Source organism: Rohdeia mirabilis (genome assembly GCA_007750655.1).
In the GTDB taxonomy this organism is placed as follows: domain Bacteria; phylum Planctomycetota; class UBA1135; order UBA1135.
In genome coordinates, this window is the sequence record CP036290.1 from 1,281,657 (window position 1) to 1,301,844 (window position 20,188).

Below are 20,188 nucleotides of genomic sequence, written 5' to 3' on the forward strand. Positions count from 1 at the left end.
CGAGCGCCGCACCCGTTCGACGTCCCGCGCACGACCGCCCAGCGCACCGACGCCCACCGCGTCACCGCGAACCCCTCTCGAACCTCTACGCATGCCCCGCTCCGTCACAGGCGTCGACGTCAACGCATCGGCCGCCGTCCTTCTCCGCGGCTCCGTCAAGGGCAACACCTTTGCGGTCACCGACTACGCGTACCAGGCCCTCGACGTGGCCGACACGAACGCGGCCTGGGACGCCGCCGAGGCGAGTTTCGCACCCAAGGACGCGCGCGTCGGTGTGACGGGTCGGGACGTGAACGTGCGCTACGTGCGCGTCCCGCGCCTACCCGACTGGCAGCTGAAGAAGCTGATGCGCTTCGAGGTCGAGGAAGTGGGGGGGGCGGCCGAGAACGCCGTCGCCGCCGACTTCAACGTGCTGCCCGAGATTCCCGAGGTCGAGGGCGAGGACATCGTGCTGCTCGCCATGGCGCGCGAGACGCTGCTCGAGCACCAGCACGAGTCGTTGGGTGCGCTCGGTGGAACGCTCGACGCCTTCACGCCCAACTCGATCGCGCTCTACAACGCGTGGCTGCGCTTCGGTGTGGTCCTGGACGACACGGTGCTCGTCGCGAACATCGGAGCGCACGACGTCGACGTGATCGTGGTGCGCGGAACCGATCTCCTGTTCGCGCGCAACCTCTCCGGCGGCGCGCGCCTGATCGAGCAGGCGATCGCGGACCGCCTCGGGATCGACCTCGCGCGCGCCGCGAAGGTGCGCCGCCAACTGGTGGACCTGACGCCCGGAGCCTCGTTCGCCGACCAGAACGCCGAGCGCGCCAGTCGCGCCGCCAGCGCACCCGCCGGTCAGATCGCGAGTCTCTTGCAGACGGCCGTCTCGTTCGCGAAGAGCCAGATCCGGCTGCAGACCCTGCGCCTGGACCGTGTGCTCGTCTGTGGCGACGGCGCCCACGTGCGCGGCTTCGAGCAGTACCTGGCCTCCGTGATGGGCACGAAGGTCGAGGTCTTCGACCCCTTCACCGTGGTCGACACGGGCAAGCTCGATCCCAAGGACGCGGCGCTGCTCGAGAAGCACCGCTCGGCCTCCGTCGTGGCCCTGGGCCTCGCGACCGCCGGTTCCGATCCGGACGCCTACGGGATCGACATCCTGCCGGTGGCCGTGCACAAGAAGCGCGAGTTCACGCGCGGCACGTTGTTCCTGATCCTGGCGGCCGTGTTGGCGGTCGGCTTCCTCGGGCTGCGGTACACGACACTCTCGACCCAGGCCGAACAGGCGGCGTCGCGGGCGACGACTCTGAACGGTCAGGTGCGGCGTCTCGAGCGCGACGACGCGGCGGCCGAGAAGCTGCTCGTGCGCAACGCGGAGCTGGCCGAACTCGGACGCGAGCTGCGTTCGGTGGCGGGCGCCGGGCGCCAGCTCGACGCTGTGCTGACGGCACTCGACGGGCTGCTGCCGCGCGGCTTCTCGATCACCCGCCTCACGAACCAGGTGACGACCGAGGAAGAACTCGGCATCACGAAGGCCGCACCCGCGCCGGTCCTCTTCATCGAGGGCGAGGCGGAAGAGGGCGTCGAGCCCAACAACGTCGTCTTCCAGCGCTTCGTCGAGGATCTCGAGGCCGCGCTGCCCGGCTACGCGGTCCTCGCGAGCATGGGGTCGATGTTCCGCACGTTCGAACTGACCGTCACGGCCTTCGCCGACCTGCCCGAGCCCGACGTCACCGAGTCCGACGAGGAGATCGGGGGCTGAGCCCACAACGAAACATGGATCTCGAAGAGTACTGGCAGGAGAACAAGCGCTTCCTGGCGCAGGTGGGCATCGGCCTCGTCGTGTTCCTCGTCGGCCTGGGCGTCATCGGCGCCACGGTCGGTGACGCGAAGCGCGCAGCCGACTCCGACGTCGCCGTGGCCGAGCGCAAGCTCAAGCAGCCCTACTACGGCGCGAACGAGAGGAGCCTCGCGCAGGAGGACCACGACGCGCTCGTCGCTTCGATCGAAGCACTGCGCTCTCAGGTCGCGTTCGTCCCGCGGCCCGAGTTCCGCAGCGCGGACGCGAGCGACCTCGACACGAACCACTACCTCGACGTCGCGAGCCGCGTGCGCGCGGAGCTGATGCCGCTCGCGAGCCGCCGCAACGTCGATCTCGAGCCGACCCTCGGCCTGCCCGAGCAGTCGCCGACCCGCGCCGACGAGATCGAGCGCTACCTCGACGCGCTCGACGTGATCGAGCGGGTCGTGCGCGCCGCCATCGAAGTGCGCGTGGCCAAGGTCGACTCGATCAAGGTGCGCCTCGACCCGGGCCTGCGCGGACGCAAGGGAACGGGCACGATCGAGCGCTCGCGGATCGCGTTCGAGATCCACGGCGACGACCTCGCGCTGCAGCGCTTGATCGCCTCGACCCAGGAAGCCGCCCCCCAGAGCCTCGTGCTCGACGAGGTGATCATGCGACGCTCCCGTCAGGACCCCGAACTGGTGGTCCTCGAGCTCGGCGTGCTCATCGCCCGCGTGAACGCCCGCATCACCGACGACGAGGAGGACTCGCTGTGAAACTGCGCCAGGAACAGATCGTCTTCGCCGTCGCGCTCCTGATCGTCGGCGGCATGTACGTCTCGGGCTCGAAGGGTCCCGAGAAGTCGAAGCGCCCCGATCGCGGCGTGGACAAGGAACTGGTCCGCTACGACGCGCCCGCCTTGCTCGCGGAGGCCGCGGAGGAACCGCTGACCCAGGAGTTGTTCTCGCCGCCGCGCGACAGCCGTCCGCTGCCGCCGCTCGGCTTCGTCGAGCCGCCGCTACCCGACCTGCTCGCGCTCGCGCCGCCGCCCGCCACCGGGCTCGCGCCCTCGGCCTTCGGTCGACTCCTGCGCACGGCCGTCCAACGCGGCACGCGCTTCGACCTGTTCGACGACTTCGACGTCCAGGGCGCGGTTCCCGGCGGTCTCGACGAGGACTCCGACTTCGCCGACGTGGAGATCGGCGACGGCATCGATCCCGACCAGCTCGAGTCCGAGGAACGGCGCCAGCTCGAGACCCTGTACCGCCAGCTCTACGACGTCCTGGAACTGACGGACTTCGGCACTACCTACGGGCGGATGGCCAACGAGGATCCCTACGGGCTGCGCGACCAGGCGCGGGCCAACGAGCCGATCCAGTTCGTCGAGGTGGTGGCGTCGAGCGGGCAGGACCGCTACCCGGGCCAACCGCCGGTCACGTTCGAACGCGCGCGCGTGCGCGACTTCTCGCTGGCGCAGACGCCGGAGAACGAGGTTCGTCAGGCCTTCCACGACCTGCCCGAGGTCGCGAGTCCCGCCACCTGGCGCGACATGATCGAGTTGGCCGAACGCTGCGTCGAGCTCAAGTACGAGTTCGACGGGGCGCTCGACATGGCGCGCGAACTGTACGAGCGCGTCGCCGTCTTCCGCCCCGAGGAGCCCGAGCCGATCCTCGGTCTCGTGCGCGTCCACGAGGCGGCCTTCGACTTCGAGGCCGCCTTCGCCGAGGCCGAGCGCGCCGTCGAGAAGTTCGGGTTCCGTCCCGAGCCGCTGGTGGCGCTCGCGCGACTCGAACGCACGTTCCTGATGGACGACTCGGCCGAGGCGCGACTGCGCGAAGCCGTCCGCGTCGAGCGCGGTACCTGGGTCGCGAGTGCGGCACTGGGTGAACTGCTCGTGGACACCGGCCGCTACGCGGAGGCGATCGAACATCTGGCGCGCGCGTTCGAGCGCCTGCCCACCGACGTCGGGGTCCGGCGCCAGCGCGATCGCGTGCGCGGCCTGTACGCCACCGCGATGCTGGGCGCCGGTCGTGTGACCGACGCGGCGCCGATGTTCGCGGCCATGCTCAACGCCGATGGCGAGGACCAACGCGGCATGGCGGGTCTCATCGCCTGCGAACTGCTCGGCGCCGAGATCGACGACAGCAACCTGCCCGAGTGGGCGGCCGATCCGTCGGCCGCGGCGTTCGGTCCGCGGGACCTGCGTTTCGAGGTCCTCGTCAATCGCGGCCTGGCCGCCATCGCCGAGCGCAACCTCGAAGCGGGTCTGCGCGACCTCCAACTGGCGCGCCGCGCCGATCCTCTGCACGAGGTCGCCGCGTTGCGCGGACTGGCGTGGCTGGCCGAGAACGCCGGACTCGTGGGCCGCTCGCTCGAACTGACCGAACTGGCCCTCGAGACCCGACCGGGCGACGTGTGGTGCCTGTTGCACCGCGGTCGACTGCTGCTCGAGAGCGAGGACTACGAGGGCGCCGAAGCCTCGCTGCGAGCCGCGCTGGAGCAGGACGCCGAACTGGGCGACGCGCTGGCGCTGCTCGGTTGGCTCGGGACCCTGCGCTCGCGCTTCGACGAGGCCGAGCTGTACTACGAGCGGGCGATCCAACTGGCGGAGCGCGCCCGCGAGGTGCGGCCCGACCTGTGGCTGCGCCGCGGCATCAACCACATCCAGTCCGGTGCGGTGCTCGAGGCGCGCGACGCCCTGCAGACCGCGCTCGAGCTCGATCCCGAGAACGCGATCGCGATGGGCGTGCGCGCCTGGTGCGAGTACCTGCTCGGTGACGCCGAGGAAGCCGTCATCCGCCTGCGTCAGATGGACGATCGACTGCGCTCCGCGAGCGACGACGATCCCCGCCGCGAGTGGGCGCGTCAGCAGATCGAGCGCATCACCGAGCACCTGACGAAGGTGGTCTGGATCGACGGCTTCGAGTACTCGACCGTCGGTCTGAACAACTGGTTCGCGAACGAGGTCGCCGGCCCGACCGCGCGCCTGGCCGACGGCGTCCTGCGCCTCGAAGGCACGTTCGACTCGTCGGGTGAGGTGCGCTACTACCAGGAGATCTCCTCGGCGCGTTTCGTCGCGTTCGAGGCGGATCTGTGGGTCTCGGCCGTGACCAACGGACGGGCCGGCATCTTCGTCGCGCGCGAGAACGCCCGCGGTCGCGACGAGCGTCAGACGCTCGGTCGCGTCAACGTGGCGCGCAGCCGCGACGGTGTGGCTCAGGTGCTCGCCGACCAGTCCGGACGCCCCGAGCGCGGCTGGACGGACCTGCCCGAGTCGGTCGTGCCCTTCGCGCCCGACACCTGGCATCGCCTGCGCATCGAGACCGACGGCGAGGGCTCGGACGCGACGCTCAACGTCTTCATCGACGGCCTGCCGGTCATCGAGAACGAGCGCTTCTCGGGCTTCGGCCGCGCCAACAACCTGGTCCTGGGCGTCTTCGTCGAGGGCGACACCGGTCGTCAGGCGGACGTCCGACTCGACAACGTCGAGATCACCAAGCGCAACCAGTGAACGCGACCAACCACAGCACACGCACGATGTCCATTCGACCCCGCCCGGCCGCGGTCCGACGCGGCGGCTTCACGTTGCTCGAGCTGCTCGCCGTCATGGTGGTGCTGGGGATCCTCGTGGCGTTCCTCGTGCCGAACCTGCTCTCCACCCAGGAGACGGCGGAGATCAAGGCCACCGAGGTGCGGCTGACGCAGATCGCGACGGCGATCGACTCGTTCGAGCGCGAGCGCGGCACCTATCCGCCGTCCTCGTTCCTGCCCGAGTGGGGGGTGGCACCCAACGATCTGAACGTCGGGATCGAGTGCCTCGTGCTGAGCCTGTGGTCGAACAACTGGGAGGCCGGCGGCCAGCTGTCGGCGGACGACCTGGTCAACACGGACGGCGACCGCAGCGCCGGAGCGATCAGCGATCTGCCCAACTCGCAGCTGCTCGAGTTCGTGGACTCCTGGGAGAACCCGATCGCCTACATCCAGAACTCGGACTACGGCACCGAACACCGCTACCTGGCCTACGACGACGAGGGGCTCGAGAACCCCAACGTCGTGACGGCGCGGCGCAACGAGGCCACGGGCCGCTACGCCAACCACGCCAAGTACCAGCTGATCTCGGCCGGCCCCGACGGCACGTTCGAGACCGAGGACGACATCTACTACCCGTCCAAGTGACGGAGCCGTCCGAACGATGAGGACCCAAGCGCTCCGAACCGCCGCCTCGCGCCGCGGCCTGACCCTGCTCGAGCTGCTGATGGTGATGACCGTCATCGGCATCGTGTTCGGGTTGGGCATCGGAGCGCTGTCCACGATGGACCTGGGTCGCGGCGCCGACGCCGAGGCCCTGCGCGGCGCCCTGCGCAGCGCCCGTGCGTCGGCCCTGGCCGAACGCCACCCGGCCGCCGTCGACGTCGTCACCGACCCCGAGACCCAGCGCACCAGCCTGGTCGTGCGCCGCATGCGCACGCTCGGGACCTGGCACTTCGAGTCGCCCGACGGACGCGGCACCGATGGCCTGACCGCGTCGCCCGTCAAGGGTGCGACCCAGATCGACGACGGCTTCGTCGGTCGGGCCCTGCACTTCTCCGGGCGCGAGCGCGACGCGCGCGCCGAGATCGCGCTCGAGACCAAGTCGGCCTACGACGTGCGCGACGGCTTCTCGATCGATCTCGTGGTGCGGCTCGACAGCACCTCGGGCGGCACGGTCTTCCGCCTCGGCAAGCGCACGCGCATCTGTGGTCTCGAGGTCGTGGAGGGCGGCGGCCTGTTGGGCTTCGTCGTGCCGCTCTACTCGGACTCCACGGGCCGCGAGCTCCAGGCCGGCCGCGTCGACCTGAAGCTGCCGCCCGGGACGCTCGAGGCGGGCCGCTGGATCCGCCTGACCCTGGCCTACGACGGCGCGCAGCTGCGGCTGTTCGTCGACGGTTTCCTGTCCGGCGTCGTCGACGTGCAGGGTCCGTTGCCCCGCATCGACGAGCCGCTCGTGCTCGGTGGCGAACCCGTGCCGTTCCCCGGCGCGATCGACTCGCTCGTGCTGCGCGGCGTCGACGTCTCCGAGCCGCTGCCCCTGTCGCAGAACGCGGAGTGGCCGGCCGAGCTGCCGCGTCGCATCCAGTTCGACGCCGACGGCAGTCTCGACGTGTTGATCCACGGTGGTCTGCCGCTCGAGCTGGTCCTTCCCAGCGAACCGGACGAACCGGTCTTCGTCGGGCGCCTAGGAGTCGTGCAATGAGGATCCACGAGATGCAGTCGCCCACGGGTTCGATCGGCCGCACGGCCCACGGTCTCGGCCACGACCACGGCACTCGGCGTGCCCAGGGCGAAGCGCGCCGCGGCGTCGCGCTCATCGTGGTGCTCCTCGCGCTCATGGCGCTGTTCGCGCTGTGCGCTCCGTTCCTGTGGCTCGCCAGTTCGGTCGACGACGCGTCGTCCCGCCTGGTCGATCGCACGCGCACCCAGCTCGCGCTCGACGACGCAGCGGTGCACGCGCGCCTCGTGCTCGCGGGCACGCACCCGTCGCTCGACCCCGATCGCGACTTCGACTCGCTCGACGAGCTGTCGGGGACGTGGCCGCTCGACGAACTGCTGTACGACTCGCTCGACGAGCAGGGCGTCATGTGGGACCACGCGGTCGAGGACCTGGCCGGTCGCATCGATCTCGCCAGCTGTCCGCCTTCGGTGCTCGCCAACCTCCTGGGCCTGTCGGGCTACCTGACCCAGCCGCTCGCGTCGGACGACGAAGAGCTGCGCCTCTCCGGTGGCGATCGCTTCCCCGAAGCCGGCTACCTGTACGTGGGTGGCGAGTTCATCGCCTACGACACCCGCCGCGGTGGAACGTTCACGGACCTGACGCGCGCGCTCTTCTACAACGAGGACGAAGGCGGCTGCGGTCCGCGCCCCGCCAGCACGCACGGCGCGGGCACGCCGGTCTTCGGGATGGAGGCGATGGTCTTCGCCCAGTGGCGCCAGACGCGCGGGATGCGCGCGGCGCGCGCGATGGGCTTCGGCGAGCTGGGGGAGGAGCTGCGCCGACTCCTGCCGGAACAGCGCACGCCGCTGAGCGCGCAGAACGAGGTCGCGACCCCGGAGCTGGCGTACGACCCGCTGCGCGAGATGGCGATCGTGCTCGACCGGACCGCGACGCTGTACGGCGACGTGGCCGCGAGTCGGCGCTGGCAGAGCCCGGTGCGCGTCGAGAACCTGCTGGTCGGGCGCGCGAGCTGTCGCCTGCGCGTGTCCGACGCCCGTTGGTTCTCGCCCGGTTCGACCGTGCGCATCGTCGGCGCGGACGGCAACGAGGAACTCGGCATCGTGCGCGGCTTCGTGCGCGGCGGGTTCATCGTTCTCGAGGAGCCGGTGCGCAACGACTACGCGCCGCGCCAGGCCCAGGTCCAGGTGCTGTCGCGCCGTCCGGTCAACGTGAACACGGCCAGCCGCGACGTCCTGGTCGCGCTGTTCGAGAACCTGGCGCTCCTGGGGCGCAACGATCGCGTCACGCGCGGCGAGGCCGAGCGCCTCTCCGACACGATCATCGAGCAGCGCCCGTTCGAGGGCTTCGAGGACTTCCTCGAGCGACTCCTGCTGCCCGCCGGTGGCATCGTGAAGGCCGAACCGGGGCAGTCGAACGAACAGGCGCGGCAGGGCGCGGCGGCCGACATCGCGCCCTTCCTCGACCTGAACGACGTGATCGCGATCTACAAGAACGCGCGCAACGCGAACGACTCGGACCTCTCGTTCTCGACGATGCCGCTCGCGTTCACGTCGCGCGACGTGTTCTCGATCGACCTGCGCGCGAGCCTGAACGTCCAGGGCCTGAAGGAGCGTTTCTCCGTCGCGCGCGAGCAGATCGAGTTCGTGGCGCCCCCCGGCGAGCTGCTCCACGCCTGGGCCAGTCAGAGCGACTTCGAGGAGGAACTTCGACTCGATCGCGCGGCGCCCGGTTGGCTCTCCGGCCCCGCGGCCGTCAGCGTTCCCGACCTGCGCTTCGGTGGTTCGCCGCCGCCGCGTTCCATCTCGCAGCTCGCGATCTCGATCGACGCCGAGAGCGGTGAAGCACCGGTCTCCCGCTCGATCTTCCCGAGCGACGAACCGGACGGGTTCGTGCGCCCGTGGACCGAGCGCGCGGACGAAGCGGGGCCGCGCCAGGGTCGCGTCGTGCACTTCGATCGTTCGCGCGGCGATCTCGAAGGACACGATCTCGGCCAGCAGGTCCTCGACTACGCTCCCGAGACCGGTCAGGTGGGCTGGGCCGACGGCAACGGCGTGTTCCAACCGTCGGGTCTGTCGCTGTGGGTCAAGCCCACCGACACGACGAGCGGACACCTGTTCGACTCCGGCACGGGCAGCCCCGACAACGACCGCTACCGCGCCTTCTTCGAGAACGGCGAGTTGATCGTCGAGGTGCTCGACGCGGTCGGCGACCACCCGGACACCGAGTTCGAGGAGCGCGCGCGCCTGCGCCTGCCGCTGGCCGGATCGCCGCTGGTTCCGGGTCTGTGGAGCCACCTCGAGGTGGACATGCACTCGAACCGGCCGGACGGCATCTCCCTGCGGCTCGACGGGATGGGCTTCGGCCGACCGCAGTCCGCCACGTCCGTCGCCGTTCGCGGTCGCACGTTCCTGACCGGCGCGATCGGCTCGGACGACACGACGATCCCCGTCGAGTCGACCGAGGACTTCCCGGACACCTGCACGCTCCTGATCGGCAACGAGGTCGTCGAGGCGGTGAAGAGCGGCCCGAACAGCTTCGAGGCCGTGCACCAGCTGAACGGCGAACTCGCGGGCTACGGCGGGCGACTCGCGCGCGAGCTGTTCGAGTACCGCTCGGCCCAGGGCGCGCTCGAGCTCGTGAACCGCTCGATCGTCACCAAGCCCGGCACCTATCCCGTCGGGACGCAGGTCCAGCTGTGGGGGTACAGCTCGCTGCTCTCCAGCGAGATCCCTCCCGGCGGCGGTGTCCTCGACGGCGACATCGGTCCGTTCTCGGTGGCGCGCGTCGTCGGCGTCGACGGAACGCGCGGCGAGGAGATCAGCTTCACCGTGCGCGGCGGCGGCGTGGCCGGGCCGTTCGAGATCCCGATCGGGCTGGGTTTCGACGCGGGCGAGACGCCGCCCGAGACGCTCGAACTCGCGGCGTGCGACTCGAACCAGACCGCGAGCGAAGCCATGCGCGGCTTCAGTCGCAGCGGCGGCTACGCGCTCGTGATGCAGCGACTGACCTCGTTCGTCGTGCCGCCGACGGGTGGCAACCCGGGCGAGACCGTCGACGGTCCGCAGACGCCCTTCGGGACGCCGCTGTTCGGACTGCAGGTGATCCGCTACGGCGGCGTGCGCGCCACGTCGTTGACCGGCCTCGACTGGAGCGTCGACGCGAACTCGATCCCGTCGCTGGAAGGGACCTATCCCATCATCGGCGAGGTCGGGGTGCCGCGCGCGTACCTGATCGAGTACGGCGGGCGCCTGGCCGATCCCGACGCGTTCAACGAGAGTCTCGCGGCGCAGATCGTCGTCGTGCCGATCTCGCTGCCCTGTGGCGCGAACCAGATCGACTTCCTCGAGGCGGAGCCGCTCTACGGTGCGAACTTCGACCCGACCGACGTCGTGAACGGCGAGGAGACGGCGCGCTTCGCCCAGCTCACGCGCACCGACCGCGCGGAGAACACGGAGTGGTTCCGCTACGACTTCATCCTGAACGGTGAGTTCGTGCGCGCGGCGCCTTCGGCCTTCATCTCGCTCTACACGGCGCTGACCCGCGGGCAGGACTTCGATGGCGAGGTCAGCACGCCCGGCGGAAGTGGCGGGGGCGGTGGCGTGCCCGGAGGTGGAGCGAGCGGCGGAGCGAGCGGCGGCGTGCCGGGAGGCTTCGGCTTCGTCGAGGACGACGCGTCCCAACTGCCCGTCGTCGGTGCGAGCACCGCACGAACGCCCGCGAGCGCGAGCCTGCCCGAGCCCCTCGTCGGCCCGTTCACCGCGACCGTCCCCGGTGCTCCGCCGCTGTCCTACTGGGACCCGCGCATCGGCGAGGACGAGCTCGAGGACCTGCCGTTCACGAGCGCCATGTCGGACGCGCTCCAGTTCCGCGGCGTGCTCGACACGTTCAGCCACGCGCACCCCGACGGCACCGACGTGCTGCCGGTCGTGCGCGTCGCCGACCCGCGCCTGCAGAGCACCGATCGCGGATGGATGGGGCGCGGCGATCCGGTCTTCCTCGTCTCGGACCTGCCCGGCGATCCCGGTCAGGCCGTGGTCGTGCACCGCGCGTGGCGACCGATCACGTTCCAGTACGACAACGTCGGCGACTTCCCGACCCAGCTGACGACCTCGTGGCAGGCCGAGCCGGGCTTGCTCGCGACGGACCTCGGCGACCGTCTGACGCCGATCTACGGCATCGAGAACTGGACCCAGGTCCAACTGGTCGCCTTCGACCGTCAGGTTGGACTGCCGTACCTGCCCGACGCGAACCCGCTCGCGTACGGCGACATGCGCGAGCGCAACCGCATCACGAAGTTCCCCTCCGGCGAGGCGCCGAGGCTCGCGGCGGGTCTCTCCATCGGCGCGTCCCTCGACGGTGGCGAACGCCTCGACGCGGTGGTGGACGAGATCGAGTTCCACACCGGACAATTCGCGCCGTTCCGCACGCCGCCGCTGGGTTTCGATCTGATCCTCGCGGCCGAGATCGACGACGAGCAGACGACGCTCGCCGTGCAGAACGGCATGCGCTCGGCCTGGGGCATCGTCGGCTTCGGCAACCAGTCGGTGCTCGACCGTCTGCCCGAGGACGGCGGCCTCCTGCGCATCGGGCGCGAGATCCTCGCGTACCAGAGCTACGACACGACGACGAACGAGTTCCAGTTGGCCGAGAACGGCCGCGGCCTGCTCGGCACCGACGCGTCGGCCCACGCGGAGTGGGAGTCGGTGGTGTTCCTCTCGCACGTGTCCGTCAGCACGCTGACCGCGAACCTGCGCGTGGACGACGAGTTCCTGCAGCTCGACGGAAGTGGCGGCGGGAACCGCACGGGAGCCGACGACTTCGGCGACGTGGGCACGGTGCTCGTCGGCGACGAACTGGTGGGCTACACCTACAAGGACGGCAACGTCCTCGGCATGCCGCGCACCTCGTCCCAGCCGGGTCGGAACGACTTCCAGGGCCAGCCGGCCTTCCGCGGTCGTTTCGGCACCCTGCCGGACGAGCATCCGGCGGGCACGGCGGTGATCCGCTTCCCCGTGCGCTACGCCGATCGCTTCTCGGCGCGCGCCGACCTGCCCGAGCTCGCCCACCTGACGCTGCAGCTCTCCCAGCCCGACGCGTTCCTGACCGGGATCTTCTTCGAGCAGGACGCGGTGCCGGACGGCAGCGTGCGCCTCGGCGTCCTGCAGCGCACCGACGAGAGCGTGCCCTGGGACGCCGATCCGAACGACGAACCGGCGCTCGAGGTCTTCTACGAGGCCGATCCAAGTCAAGGTCCGATCGCGCAGGGACGCCAGATCGACCGCGCCGAGTGGCGCGTGTTCGTGGAGTACATGTCCGGTGCCTTCGATCCCGTCGAAGGCCTGGCCACCGGTTGGAAGCAGACGCCTTCGCTGCTGATGTTCGGTGCGCTGTACTTCGCACCGGGACGCGTCATCGCGCGGAGGGAGCGGTGATCGGTCGCTGGACCTCCGGGCACGCGGCGCGCCGCGGTCTGACGCTGATCGAGCTCGTGCTCGCGCTCGGGCTGTTCGCGCTGTTGTCGTTGATGGTCGTGCAGTTGCTCGACTCGACGATGCGGGTGTGGGGGCGCGCCGAGGCCCAGCGCTACGCGATCGGCACGCACTCGACCCTGTCCTCGCAGATCCTCGACGAGTTGGACCAACTGGCCGGCGGCGAACGCGGGGACCTGTTGATCGACTGGGAGATCTTCGACACCGACGGCGACCTGATCGCCACGCGTCCGCTGCCGCGCCTGCGCTTCGTGCGCCGCGCGACGGCCGCCGACATGAACCGACTCGGTCAGCGCGAGATCGACCCGAACGACCCGACGACGGCGCGACTGCGCGGCGGCGAGCTGCCCCTGCTCGAAGTGGTGTACTGCGTGCTGCCGAGCGAGATCGAAGGCCTGCTCGAGACCGGCGAACTGGCCGAAGGCATGCCGGGCGCGCCGGGCGACGTCGTGCTGTGGCGCGGCGAACGCCTGCTCGACGACGCCTCGAGGCCGAGCGCGTTCGACGACGACTTCTTCCTGAACGGCTTCCCGCCGACCGGTTCGGCCGAACCGGTGCACGACGGGATCCTGTGGGTCGAGCTGTTGTGCGCGGGGCGCGGCACCCGTCTCGATCGCGGCTGGCGCGTCGGCACCACGCCGCAGGACGCCGCGCGCGCCTGGGACGCGCACGGCGGCGGTCGTCTCGACACCGCTCTGCACCCGTTCAACGCGCCCTACATGGGCCAGGGCACCTACCGCGGCGAGCCGCTGTTCCCGCGCCGCGTGCGCCTCGTGCTCGAGGTCGAAGGACCGTCCGACGCGAAGCGCCGCGCCGCCCTGGCCGAGCCGCTGACCCCGGAAGCGATCGAGATGGTGGTGCGCGACCCCCAGCTCCTGCCCCCCGCCGGTACGCTCGTCCTCATGGGGGAGGAGTGGGTCAAGATCTCGCAGCCCGGGACGCGCACGCGCATCGAGCGCGCCCAACGCGGCACCGCGCCGCGCCCGCACCGCGTCGGGACGCCGCTGCAGTACGGCCGCCGCTTCGAACGCGAGGTGCGCATTCCGCTCTTCCGGGAGGACTGGAGGTCGTGAAGCTCCTCGTTCCTTCGAAGCGCGCGCCGCGTGCGCCGCGCGCCGGTCTGACCATCCTCGAAGTGGTGCTCGCCATGGGCATCCTCGCGATGGGGATGGCGGCGATCATCAGCATCTTCACCTCGGCCGCGGCGCTCGGTGTCTCCGCACGCCAACGGGCCGAGGCCGCGGCCGCGCTCGAGTACGTCGTCGCCGACGTTTCCGAACGGCTGTTCCCGCTGGACGAGGACGGCAACGTGCTCGAACCCGTGCGGGTCGACCGCGCTCCCGTGCCCGGCTTCGAGCGCCTCTCGTTCAGCGCCAACGCCCAGTTGGCGGCCCAACCGCCCGGCCCCGGACTTCCGCCCCTGTACCGGGTCGACATCACGATCCACTGGAGCGAACAGGGCCGCGACCGCGGCCTCGAACACTCGACCCTCCTGCCCGGCGCCGTCTCGCTCAGCGAACGTCTGCGCCGCGACCTGTACGGGATCGAACCCATCGAAGCCACGTCGAAGGCCCCGGTCGCGGATGCGTCCGAAGGCCCCGAGACGAACGGCTCCTGACCCTTCCGTCACCATGAAGACTCGAGACTTCGTCCTCCCCGTCGCAGCCCTCGCCGGTCTGCTGTTCATCCAGCCGACCGAGGCGCGCTTCTCGGCCGGACCCCAGGATACGCTGCAGGAAGCCGAGGAGGCCGTGGCCAACACGCTCGTTCCGGGCGGTTCGACCGCGCGGTTCGCGGCGCTCGAGATGCTGCGCCTGCGCGACGGCCGCGTCCTGTGGGCGCAGATCTCCGACCACTCGCCCGAGCAGTTCGTCGTCGAGCGCCTCGACAACGGCGGCGTCGCGACCCTGCCATGGTCCTTCCTCGATCCGACCCAGGAGCTCGAGCTGAAGCGCCGCTACGGCTATGTCGAGATCGAGCTCGAGGAGCTGACCGTCGACGCTTCGGTGATCCCGCTCGTCGACGGCACCGAACTGATCGGTGTGATCGAGCTCGCGACGGACGACACGCTGCACGTCAAGTCCGAGACGGGTCTGTTGGTGCTGCCGCGTTCGCGCGTGTCCGGCACGATCACCGCGACCCGCGTTCCGGCGCGCGACGTCTACTCGCGGCAGGAGCTCTACGAGAAGCAGCGCGGCGACCTGGCGCTCGACCTGCTCGGGAGCGGGCAGACCGCGATCGATGCGAACCTCGAGCTGGCGATCTACTGCGAGCGCATCCTGGACTTCGTCAAGGCGGTCGAGCACTACGAGGCGGCACTCGCGCTCGGGGCCGACGACCCCCAGATCGAGACGCAACTCGGTCTGGCCGAACGCCGCGCCGAGGCCCAGTCGCAGGTCGACGCGTTGGACCACATCGACCGTCTGCGTCGGCAGGGACAGTTCCCGGAGGCCGTGCTGCAACTCGACGTGTTCGTGAGCACCTGGCCGGCCAGTCCGCTGCTCGAGGAGTGGGCGAGTTTGAATCAGCGCGTGAAGTCCGACCGTGAGAAGGACGTTCTGCGCCTCGTGCGCGACCGTTGGTTCTACTGGTTGAGCCGCGCCATCCGCGACGCCGCCAAGGACATGACCTACGAGCAGGCGCAGGCCTTCGCCGAGGAGCAACTCGGGCAGGTGATCCTCGCGCGCGTCACCGAGGACGTGCAGAAGCTGTGGCCCGAAGCGTCGCCGGCCGACGTGCGCGACCTGTTCGCGCGGCGCGAGCGGTCGCGGACCCGCGGCGCGACGTTCGGGGCGGGCACGTTCCTGCTCGGCAAGGAGCGCGCGACGGCCAAGCCCGCGGACGACGACGAGGACGAGTCGGGGGCGCCGCTCAGCGCGCTCGACCAGCAGCGCAAGGAGCTGCAGGATCGACTCGAGGGGTACCTCGAGAGCCGCCGTCGTCAGAGCGGTGGTGCGAGCACCGGCCAGGCGGCCGTCGATCCCGCGGAGTTCTGGCTGTCGTGGAACGTGTCCGGCAGGTCCCAGTGGCTGACTTCCTACTACGCGGAGTTCAGCGGCGACCTCGAGTTCCTGCGCGCCACCGTCGAACCGCACTCCGAGTGCGGCGGCACCGGCTACCTCGAGGTCATCGGTACCGGCGCGGGCGGCGGAACCCAGCGCCGCCTGATCCCCGATCCCGCGTGCGGTGGCGTCGGCGTCAAGCGGCGGGTCAAGTTCCGTTGAGCACCGCCGAACCGGTGTCGCTTCGAGGCGGCGCGTCGGCACGGGTCGGCGCGCCGTCGCGTGCGTTCGCGTTCACGGGGCGAGCGCTCGCCGTCCTCGCGCTGACGCTCGTCGGTGCGAGCTGTGCCAGCACGGACGAGCCCGTGCGCGCGAGCTTCGACCGCCCGCCCGCGCCGCCGCTCGAGACCGGCGTCCAACTCGAGGCCGATCGACCGGTGGCCGCGCGCGACGCGTTGCCCGAGACGACGGACCCCGAACTCGCCATCGTCGGCGGGCGCGCCGTCCGCACCAGCGAAGTGCTCGCGAGCCTGCGCCAACGCGATGCGGCGCTGCTCAACTACCACCTCAATCTGCTGGTCGGTGAACGCCTGGCCGAGATCGACGCCGAACGCCTCGGCCTCGCCATCGCGCAGTCCGAGGTCGACGCCCGCGCGCGGCTCTACGAGGACGACTTCACGGCCCAGCTCGAGGGCGGGTCCTTGAACGACTTCCTGCGCGACGAACTCGGCGTCGAACCGCGCGCGTTCCGCCGCCGCCTGGTGACCGAAGCGCGCCGCGAGCTCCTGGCCGAGCGGGTCGTCCGCGCCTGGACGCTGTCCCAGGAGACCGCTCGCGTGCGCATCGTCGTCGTCGGGGCCGAGCGCGTCGCCGAGGTGCGCCGGCGTCACGAAGCTGGTGACGACTTCGCCGACGTGGCGCGCGAACTCAGTCTCGATCCGACCGCGGCGAACGGCGGACTCGTGTCCTACGTGGTGCGCAGCGAGCGCTCGCGACTCGGACGGCTGGCCTTCCGCACGAAGATCGGTGAACTGGGTGGGCCGGTCGAGATCGACCCCGAACGCGGGGTCCAACTGCTGTTCGTCGTCGAAGAGTTGCGCGCACCGCGCACGGGTTCGTGGGCCGAGGTGGGGGACGCGGTGGACGCGTCGCTCGTCCAGTCGCAGGTCAGCGACGAGGAGTTCCTGCAGTGGCAGGTCGCGGCCGAACGCCGCACGCCCGTCGATCTGAGCCCGATCTCGGGGCTGCTCGACGAAGACCTGCGCTGACGCGCGAGTCGCGGCGACGTCGAGCCGAGTCGTCCACGGGGGTGCGAACGTGCGAGCGAACGCGTTCGTGGTGCGTTCGCGCTCGCGTGCTCGATTCCCGCCGCTGCACAGGCTGCACGGCGCGATCCTTGACCGCCACGCGCGAACGCCGCGATCCTTGGGGACCATCGACGGGTGCCCGCTCACCGCGGCACGCGAACGGTGACCGACCACGCTCCCATGCAGCACGAATCCAACGCTCCCCACGACGCCCTGGCCTCGGACCACGCCCGCGACGCGGGGCTCGAGGTCCTCGATGTGCAGCACGGCTTCGAGCCGAACGGCTTCGAGTCCTCCGGCGGCGTCGCCGTGGCCGAGCTCGACGGCGTGCGCACCGAGGTCATGGGCGAGCGCTGGTTGCCGCCCACCCAGGAGCCCGCGCTCGATCCGGAACTCGTCGCCATCCTCTGCGGTGCGCCCGAGGAGAGCGGCCCCGACGTGGACGGCGCCGGCGAGGACGACAGCGACTCGAGCGGCGAGGACGCCGCGGCCGCCGCGAGCGCCGAAGTCGGCGACGCCAGCGCGTCCGAAACCAGTGACGACGACGGCGACGACGAGAGCCTGGACGACGGGGTCGAGTTCGACCACGAGGAGGCCGTGCGCTCCGCGGCGGCCCTGTTGTTCGCCTCGCCCGAGGCCCTCTCGCCGCGCCGGCTCGGCGAACTTCTGGGTGGCGCGCGGCCCAAGACCGTCGTCGCGGTGCTCGCATCGCTGGGTGAGCGCTTCGAAGCCGCGGGACTGCCCTTCGTCGTGCGCGAGCTCGCCGGCGGCTGGCGCCTGTTCACCGACCCCGCCATGGCCGAGGTCGTCCAGCGCCTGGACTCGACCCGCCGCTCCGAGAAGATCAGCCCGGCGGGCCTCGAGACCCTCTCGATCATCGCCTACCGCCAACCGGTCACGAAAGCCGAGATCGAGGCCATCCGCGGCGTCCAGGCCGGTCCGATGCTGCGCACCCTGGTCGACCGCGGCCTGGTCAAGGTCACCGGCCGCGCCGATCAACCGGGCTCGCCGCTCCTGTACGGAACCACCCAGGACTTCCTCGACCGCTTCGGTCTGACGACCCTCGGCGACCTGCCCCGCGACGGCGAACTGGCCCGCGACTGAGCGCCGCGCCCGGCGCTCCGACCGGCGCCGCACTCGCACCACCGACGGCCCGCACGCCCAGGCGTGCGGGCCGTTCGCGTGGGAGGGCCGCCGCGCGTGCTCCCGGGCTCGGGCGGCGCTACACTCTTCCGCCCCAAGGTCCCCGCCGCGCACGCCACTTTCGGTCCTTTCGCGCGGTGGATCCCCGGATCCACGACCCGTCCGCTCCCGATGTCGAGCAAGTCGCGCAAGCACACGTCCAGCCCCGCCCGCACCCCGAAGTCCGACGCCCATGCCAAGGGCAAGGCGATGGACGGGGAGCTCGAGTACGCCGAGCCGTCCGAGAAGGACTTCCTCGAGGACGATCTGAAGACGCCGAAGGGCAAGAGCCCGCTCACGTACGCGTTCATGATCCTCCTGCTGGTCTTCCTGACGGTCATCTTCATCCTGCCGCCCACCGCGGGCCAGGGTGGCGGCGCGGAGAACCCCGTCGCGGTGACCTGGACGGACCCCGTCGACGGTCCGCACCAGATGACGCGGTCGGAGTTCCAGGACGCGCGCGCGCGGTTCGAGACCACGTTCGACTTCGGTGGCGCCACCGCCCTGGGCGCGCTGCCTCAGCTGGGCTTCTTCAACAAGCCGGACCGCCTCGAGGAGTCCGACATCGTGCGCCTCGTCATGGCCGACCAGCAGGCCCTGGCGGCCGGCATCGCGGTCAGCGACGACGAGCTCGTCGAGGTCGTCCGCGTCATCGCCGACCGCGTCTTCGGCGGCTCCGCTCGCTACACCGCCCAGCTGCGTCAGTACCCGAACATCGGCGGCGTGAAGGGCTTCGAGGACACGCTGCGGCGCCTCCTGCGGATCCGGCGCTACGTCGAACTGGGTGCGATGGCCGCGACCGTTCCCGAGCGCGCGGACATCGAAGAGTCCTGGCACGCCGTCCACGAGGAGTACAAGTTCGAGTGGGCCAAGGCGAACCTGGCCGACTTCGCCGAAGCGGCGCGCGCGGTGGAGCCCACCGACGACGAGCTCCAGGCGTTCCTCGACGATCTCAGCGCGTTCGAACAGACCCAGTACCGCACGCCCGCGACGTTCCGCGGTGACCTGGTGGGTCTGATCGTCGACCCCGACTCGCCCCGCGAGCCGTCGCTGCTCGAGGAGCGCTACCCGCGTCCCGCCGACTGGGACGCCGACGCCGAAGCCAAGGCCTTCTACACGAACTACTACTTCGTCATCTACCAGCGCCCGCAGCCGGAAGAGGGCGCGGACGCGACCGACGAGGACTTCGACACCTACTGGACGTTCGAAGAGGTCATCGATCGCGCGCGCCGCGACGCCCGTGCTTTCGCCGCGCTGCGCGACTGGTACGCCGAACTCTCGGTGCGCGTGGCCGACCCGTCCGTCGAGGTCGATCTGGAGGCCGAGGCGGCCGAGCTGGGTCTGGACTTCGTGCGCGTCGACGAGCCGCTCGACCTGAAGGGATGGCGCGAGCTCGGCGGACTGTCGAACAACATGGTCGCCGGCCGCATCTCGAGCCTGACCGAAGTCGGTCAGCTCAGCCCCGGCGTCGTGGTCGGCACCACCGGCCTGACGATCGTGCGCCTCACCGAGCGCGTCGAGCCGTTCCTGCCGCCGGTCGCCGAACTGCGCGACGAACTGCTCGAGCCGTACTTCGAGGAGCGCCGCATCGACCTGGCCCGCGAAGCGCTCGAGTCGCTGCGCACGGAACTGCTCGCGAGCGACGAGGCCGGCGACGAGGCCGAGCCCCAGACCGCGACGACCGTGGACGCGGCCGAGTTCGAGGCCGCCGCCACCGCCGCCGGTTTCGAGGTCGGCGTGCGCGACTGGCTCGACGTCCGCGCCACCGAGGCCGACGACCCGAACTGGAACGATCCGGTCCACTCGCTCATCCGTTCGAACGCGCAGCTCATGGCGCTCGAAGCCGGTGAGGTGTCGCCCGTCCTCCAGCCCTTCGGCGAGATCGACGCGCTGTACCTGGTGCGTTCCGCCGGTTCGCGCGAGATGGACTTCGCGCGCATCCGGCCCCGCGACTTCGCCCAGGCCCGCGGCACCGCCCAACGGGACGCGCTGATGGCGTACTACGAGAGCGGACCGTTCTCCGAGATCGCTCTGCGCGAGCGCTACGACCTGTGGCTCCTGTCCGAGGACCAGAAGGCCGAGATGGAGCGCCAGGCGGCGGAAGAGCTCGAGCGCGAGGCCGCCGGCGCGACCGACTCCGAGGGCTGAGCGCGCGAGCTGCCGAGCCGGCGGACGACCTCGACGAGAGCAGGCCCGGATCCGCGCGGATCCGGGCCTGCTTCGTTCCAGCG

12 protein-coding genes are annotated in these 20,188 nt (G+C 70.8%); all 12 read left to right on the plus strand.

What is annotated here, in order from left to right; translation table 11 throughout:
* Positions 1 to 91: 91 nt before the first annotated feature.
* Entirely contained in the window at positions 92 to 1,744 is a 1,653-nt protein-coding gene (pilM, locus tag Pla163_RS04800; RefSeq protein WP_145184391.1) for a pilus assembly protein PilM, read from the plus strand.
* 14 nt (positions 1,745 to 1,758) lie between these two features.
* Positions 1,759 to 2,541, plus strand: a complete 783-nt coding sequence (locus Pla163_RS04805; protein ID WP_145184394.1) for a hypothetical protein — start codon at positions 1,759 to 1,761, stop codon at positions 2,539 to 2,541.
* On the plus strand, positions 2,538 to 5,276 hold the full coding sequence (locus Pla163_RS04810; protein ID WP_145184397.1) for a tetratricopeptide repeat protein: 2,739 nt from the start codon (positions 2,538 to 2,540) through the stop codon (positions 5,274 to 5,276). Before Pla163_RS04805 ends, Pla163_RS04810 begins: the two co-directional genes overlap by 4 nt.
* A 26-nt stretch (positions 5,277 to 5,302) precedes the next feature.
* On the plus strand, positions 5,303 to 5,941 hold the full coding sequence (locus Pla163_RS04815; protein ID WP_145184400.1) for a prepilin-type N-terminal cleavage/methylation domain-containing protein: 639 nt from the start codon (positions 5,303 to 5,305) through the stop codon (positions 5,939 to 5,941).
* A gap of 16 nt (positions 5,942 to 5,957) precedes the next feature.
* On the plus strand, positions 5,958 to 6,998 hold the full coding sequence (locus Pla163_RS04820; RefSeq protein WP_145192360.1) for a LamG-like jellyroll fold domain-containing protein: 1,041 nt from the start codon (positions 5,958 to 5,960) through the stop codon (positions 6,996 to 6,998).
* An 11-nt stretch (positions 6,999 to 7,009) separates the two neighbouring features.
* Positions 7,010 to 12,409, plus strand: a complete 5,400-nt coding sequence (locus tag Pla163_RS04825; RefSeq protein ID WP_145184403.1) for a general secretion pathway protein GspK — start codon at positions 7,010 to 7,012, stop codon at positions 12,407 to 12,409.
* Entirely contained in the window at positions 12,406 to 13,539 is a 1,134-nt protein-coding gene (locus Pla163_RS04830; RefSeq protein ID WP_145184406.1) for a PulJ/GspJ family protein, read from the plus strand. The genes Pla163_RS04825 and Pla163_RS04830 overlap by 4 nt, the downstream gene beginning before the upstream one ends.
* The gene (locus Pla163_RS04835) at positions 13,536 to 14,084 is read left to right on the plus strand and encodes a type IV pilus modification PilV family protein (protein ID WP_145184409.1); all 549 of its coding nucleotides are present in this window, start codon (positions 13,536 to 13,538) and stop codon (positions 14,082 to 14,084) included. The genes Pla163_RS04830 and Pla163_RS04835 overlap by 4 nt, the downstream gene beginning before the upstream one ends.
* 13 nt (positions 14,085 to 14,097) lie before the next feature.
* A complete protein-coding gene (locus Pla163_RS04840) occupies positions 14,098 to 15,690 on the plus strand; it encodes a hypothetical protein (protein ID WP_145184412.1) in 1,593 nt (530 codons plus the stop codon).
* A 14-nt stretch (positions 15,691 to 15,704) separates the two neighbouring features.
* The gene (locus Pla163_RS04845) at positions 15,705 to 16,736 is read left to right on the plus strand and encodes a peptidylprolyl isomerase (protein ID WP_145184415.1); all 1,032 of its coding nucleotides are present in this window, start codon (positions 15,705 to 15,707) and stop codon (positions 16,734 to 16,736) included.
* Positions 16,737 to 16,955: 219 nt separating this feature from the next.
* A complete protein-coding gene (scpB, locus tag Pla163_RS04850) occupies positions 16,956 to 17,879 on the plus strand; it encodes an SMC-Scp complex subunit ScpB (protein ID WP_145184418.1) in 924 nt (307 codons plus the stop codon).
* A 210-nt stretch (positions 17,880 to 18,089) separates the two neighbouring features.
* Positions 18,090 to 20,105, plus strand: coding sequence for a hypothetical protein (locus tag Pla163_RS04855; RefSeq protein ID WP_145184421.1), 2,016 nt, complete (start codon positions 18,090 to 18,092; stop codon positions 20,103 to 20,105).
* Positions 20,106 to 20,188: the final 83 nt, after the last annotated feature.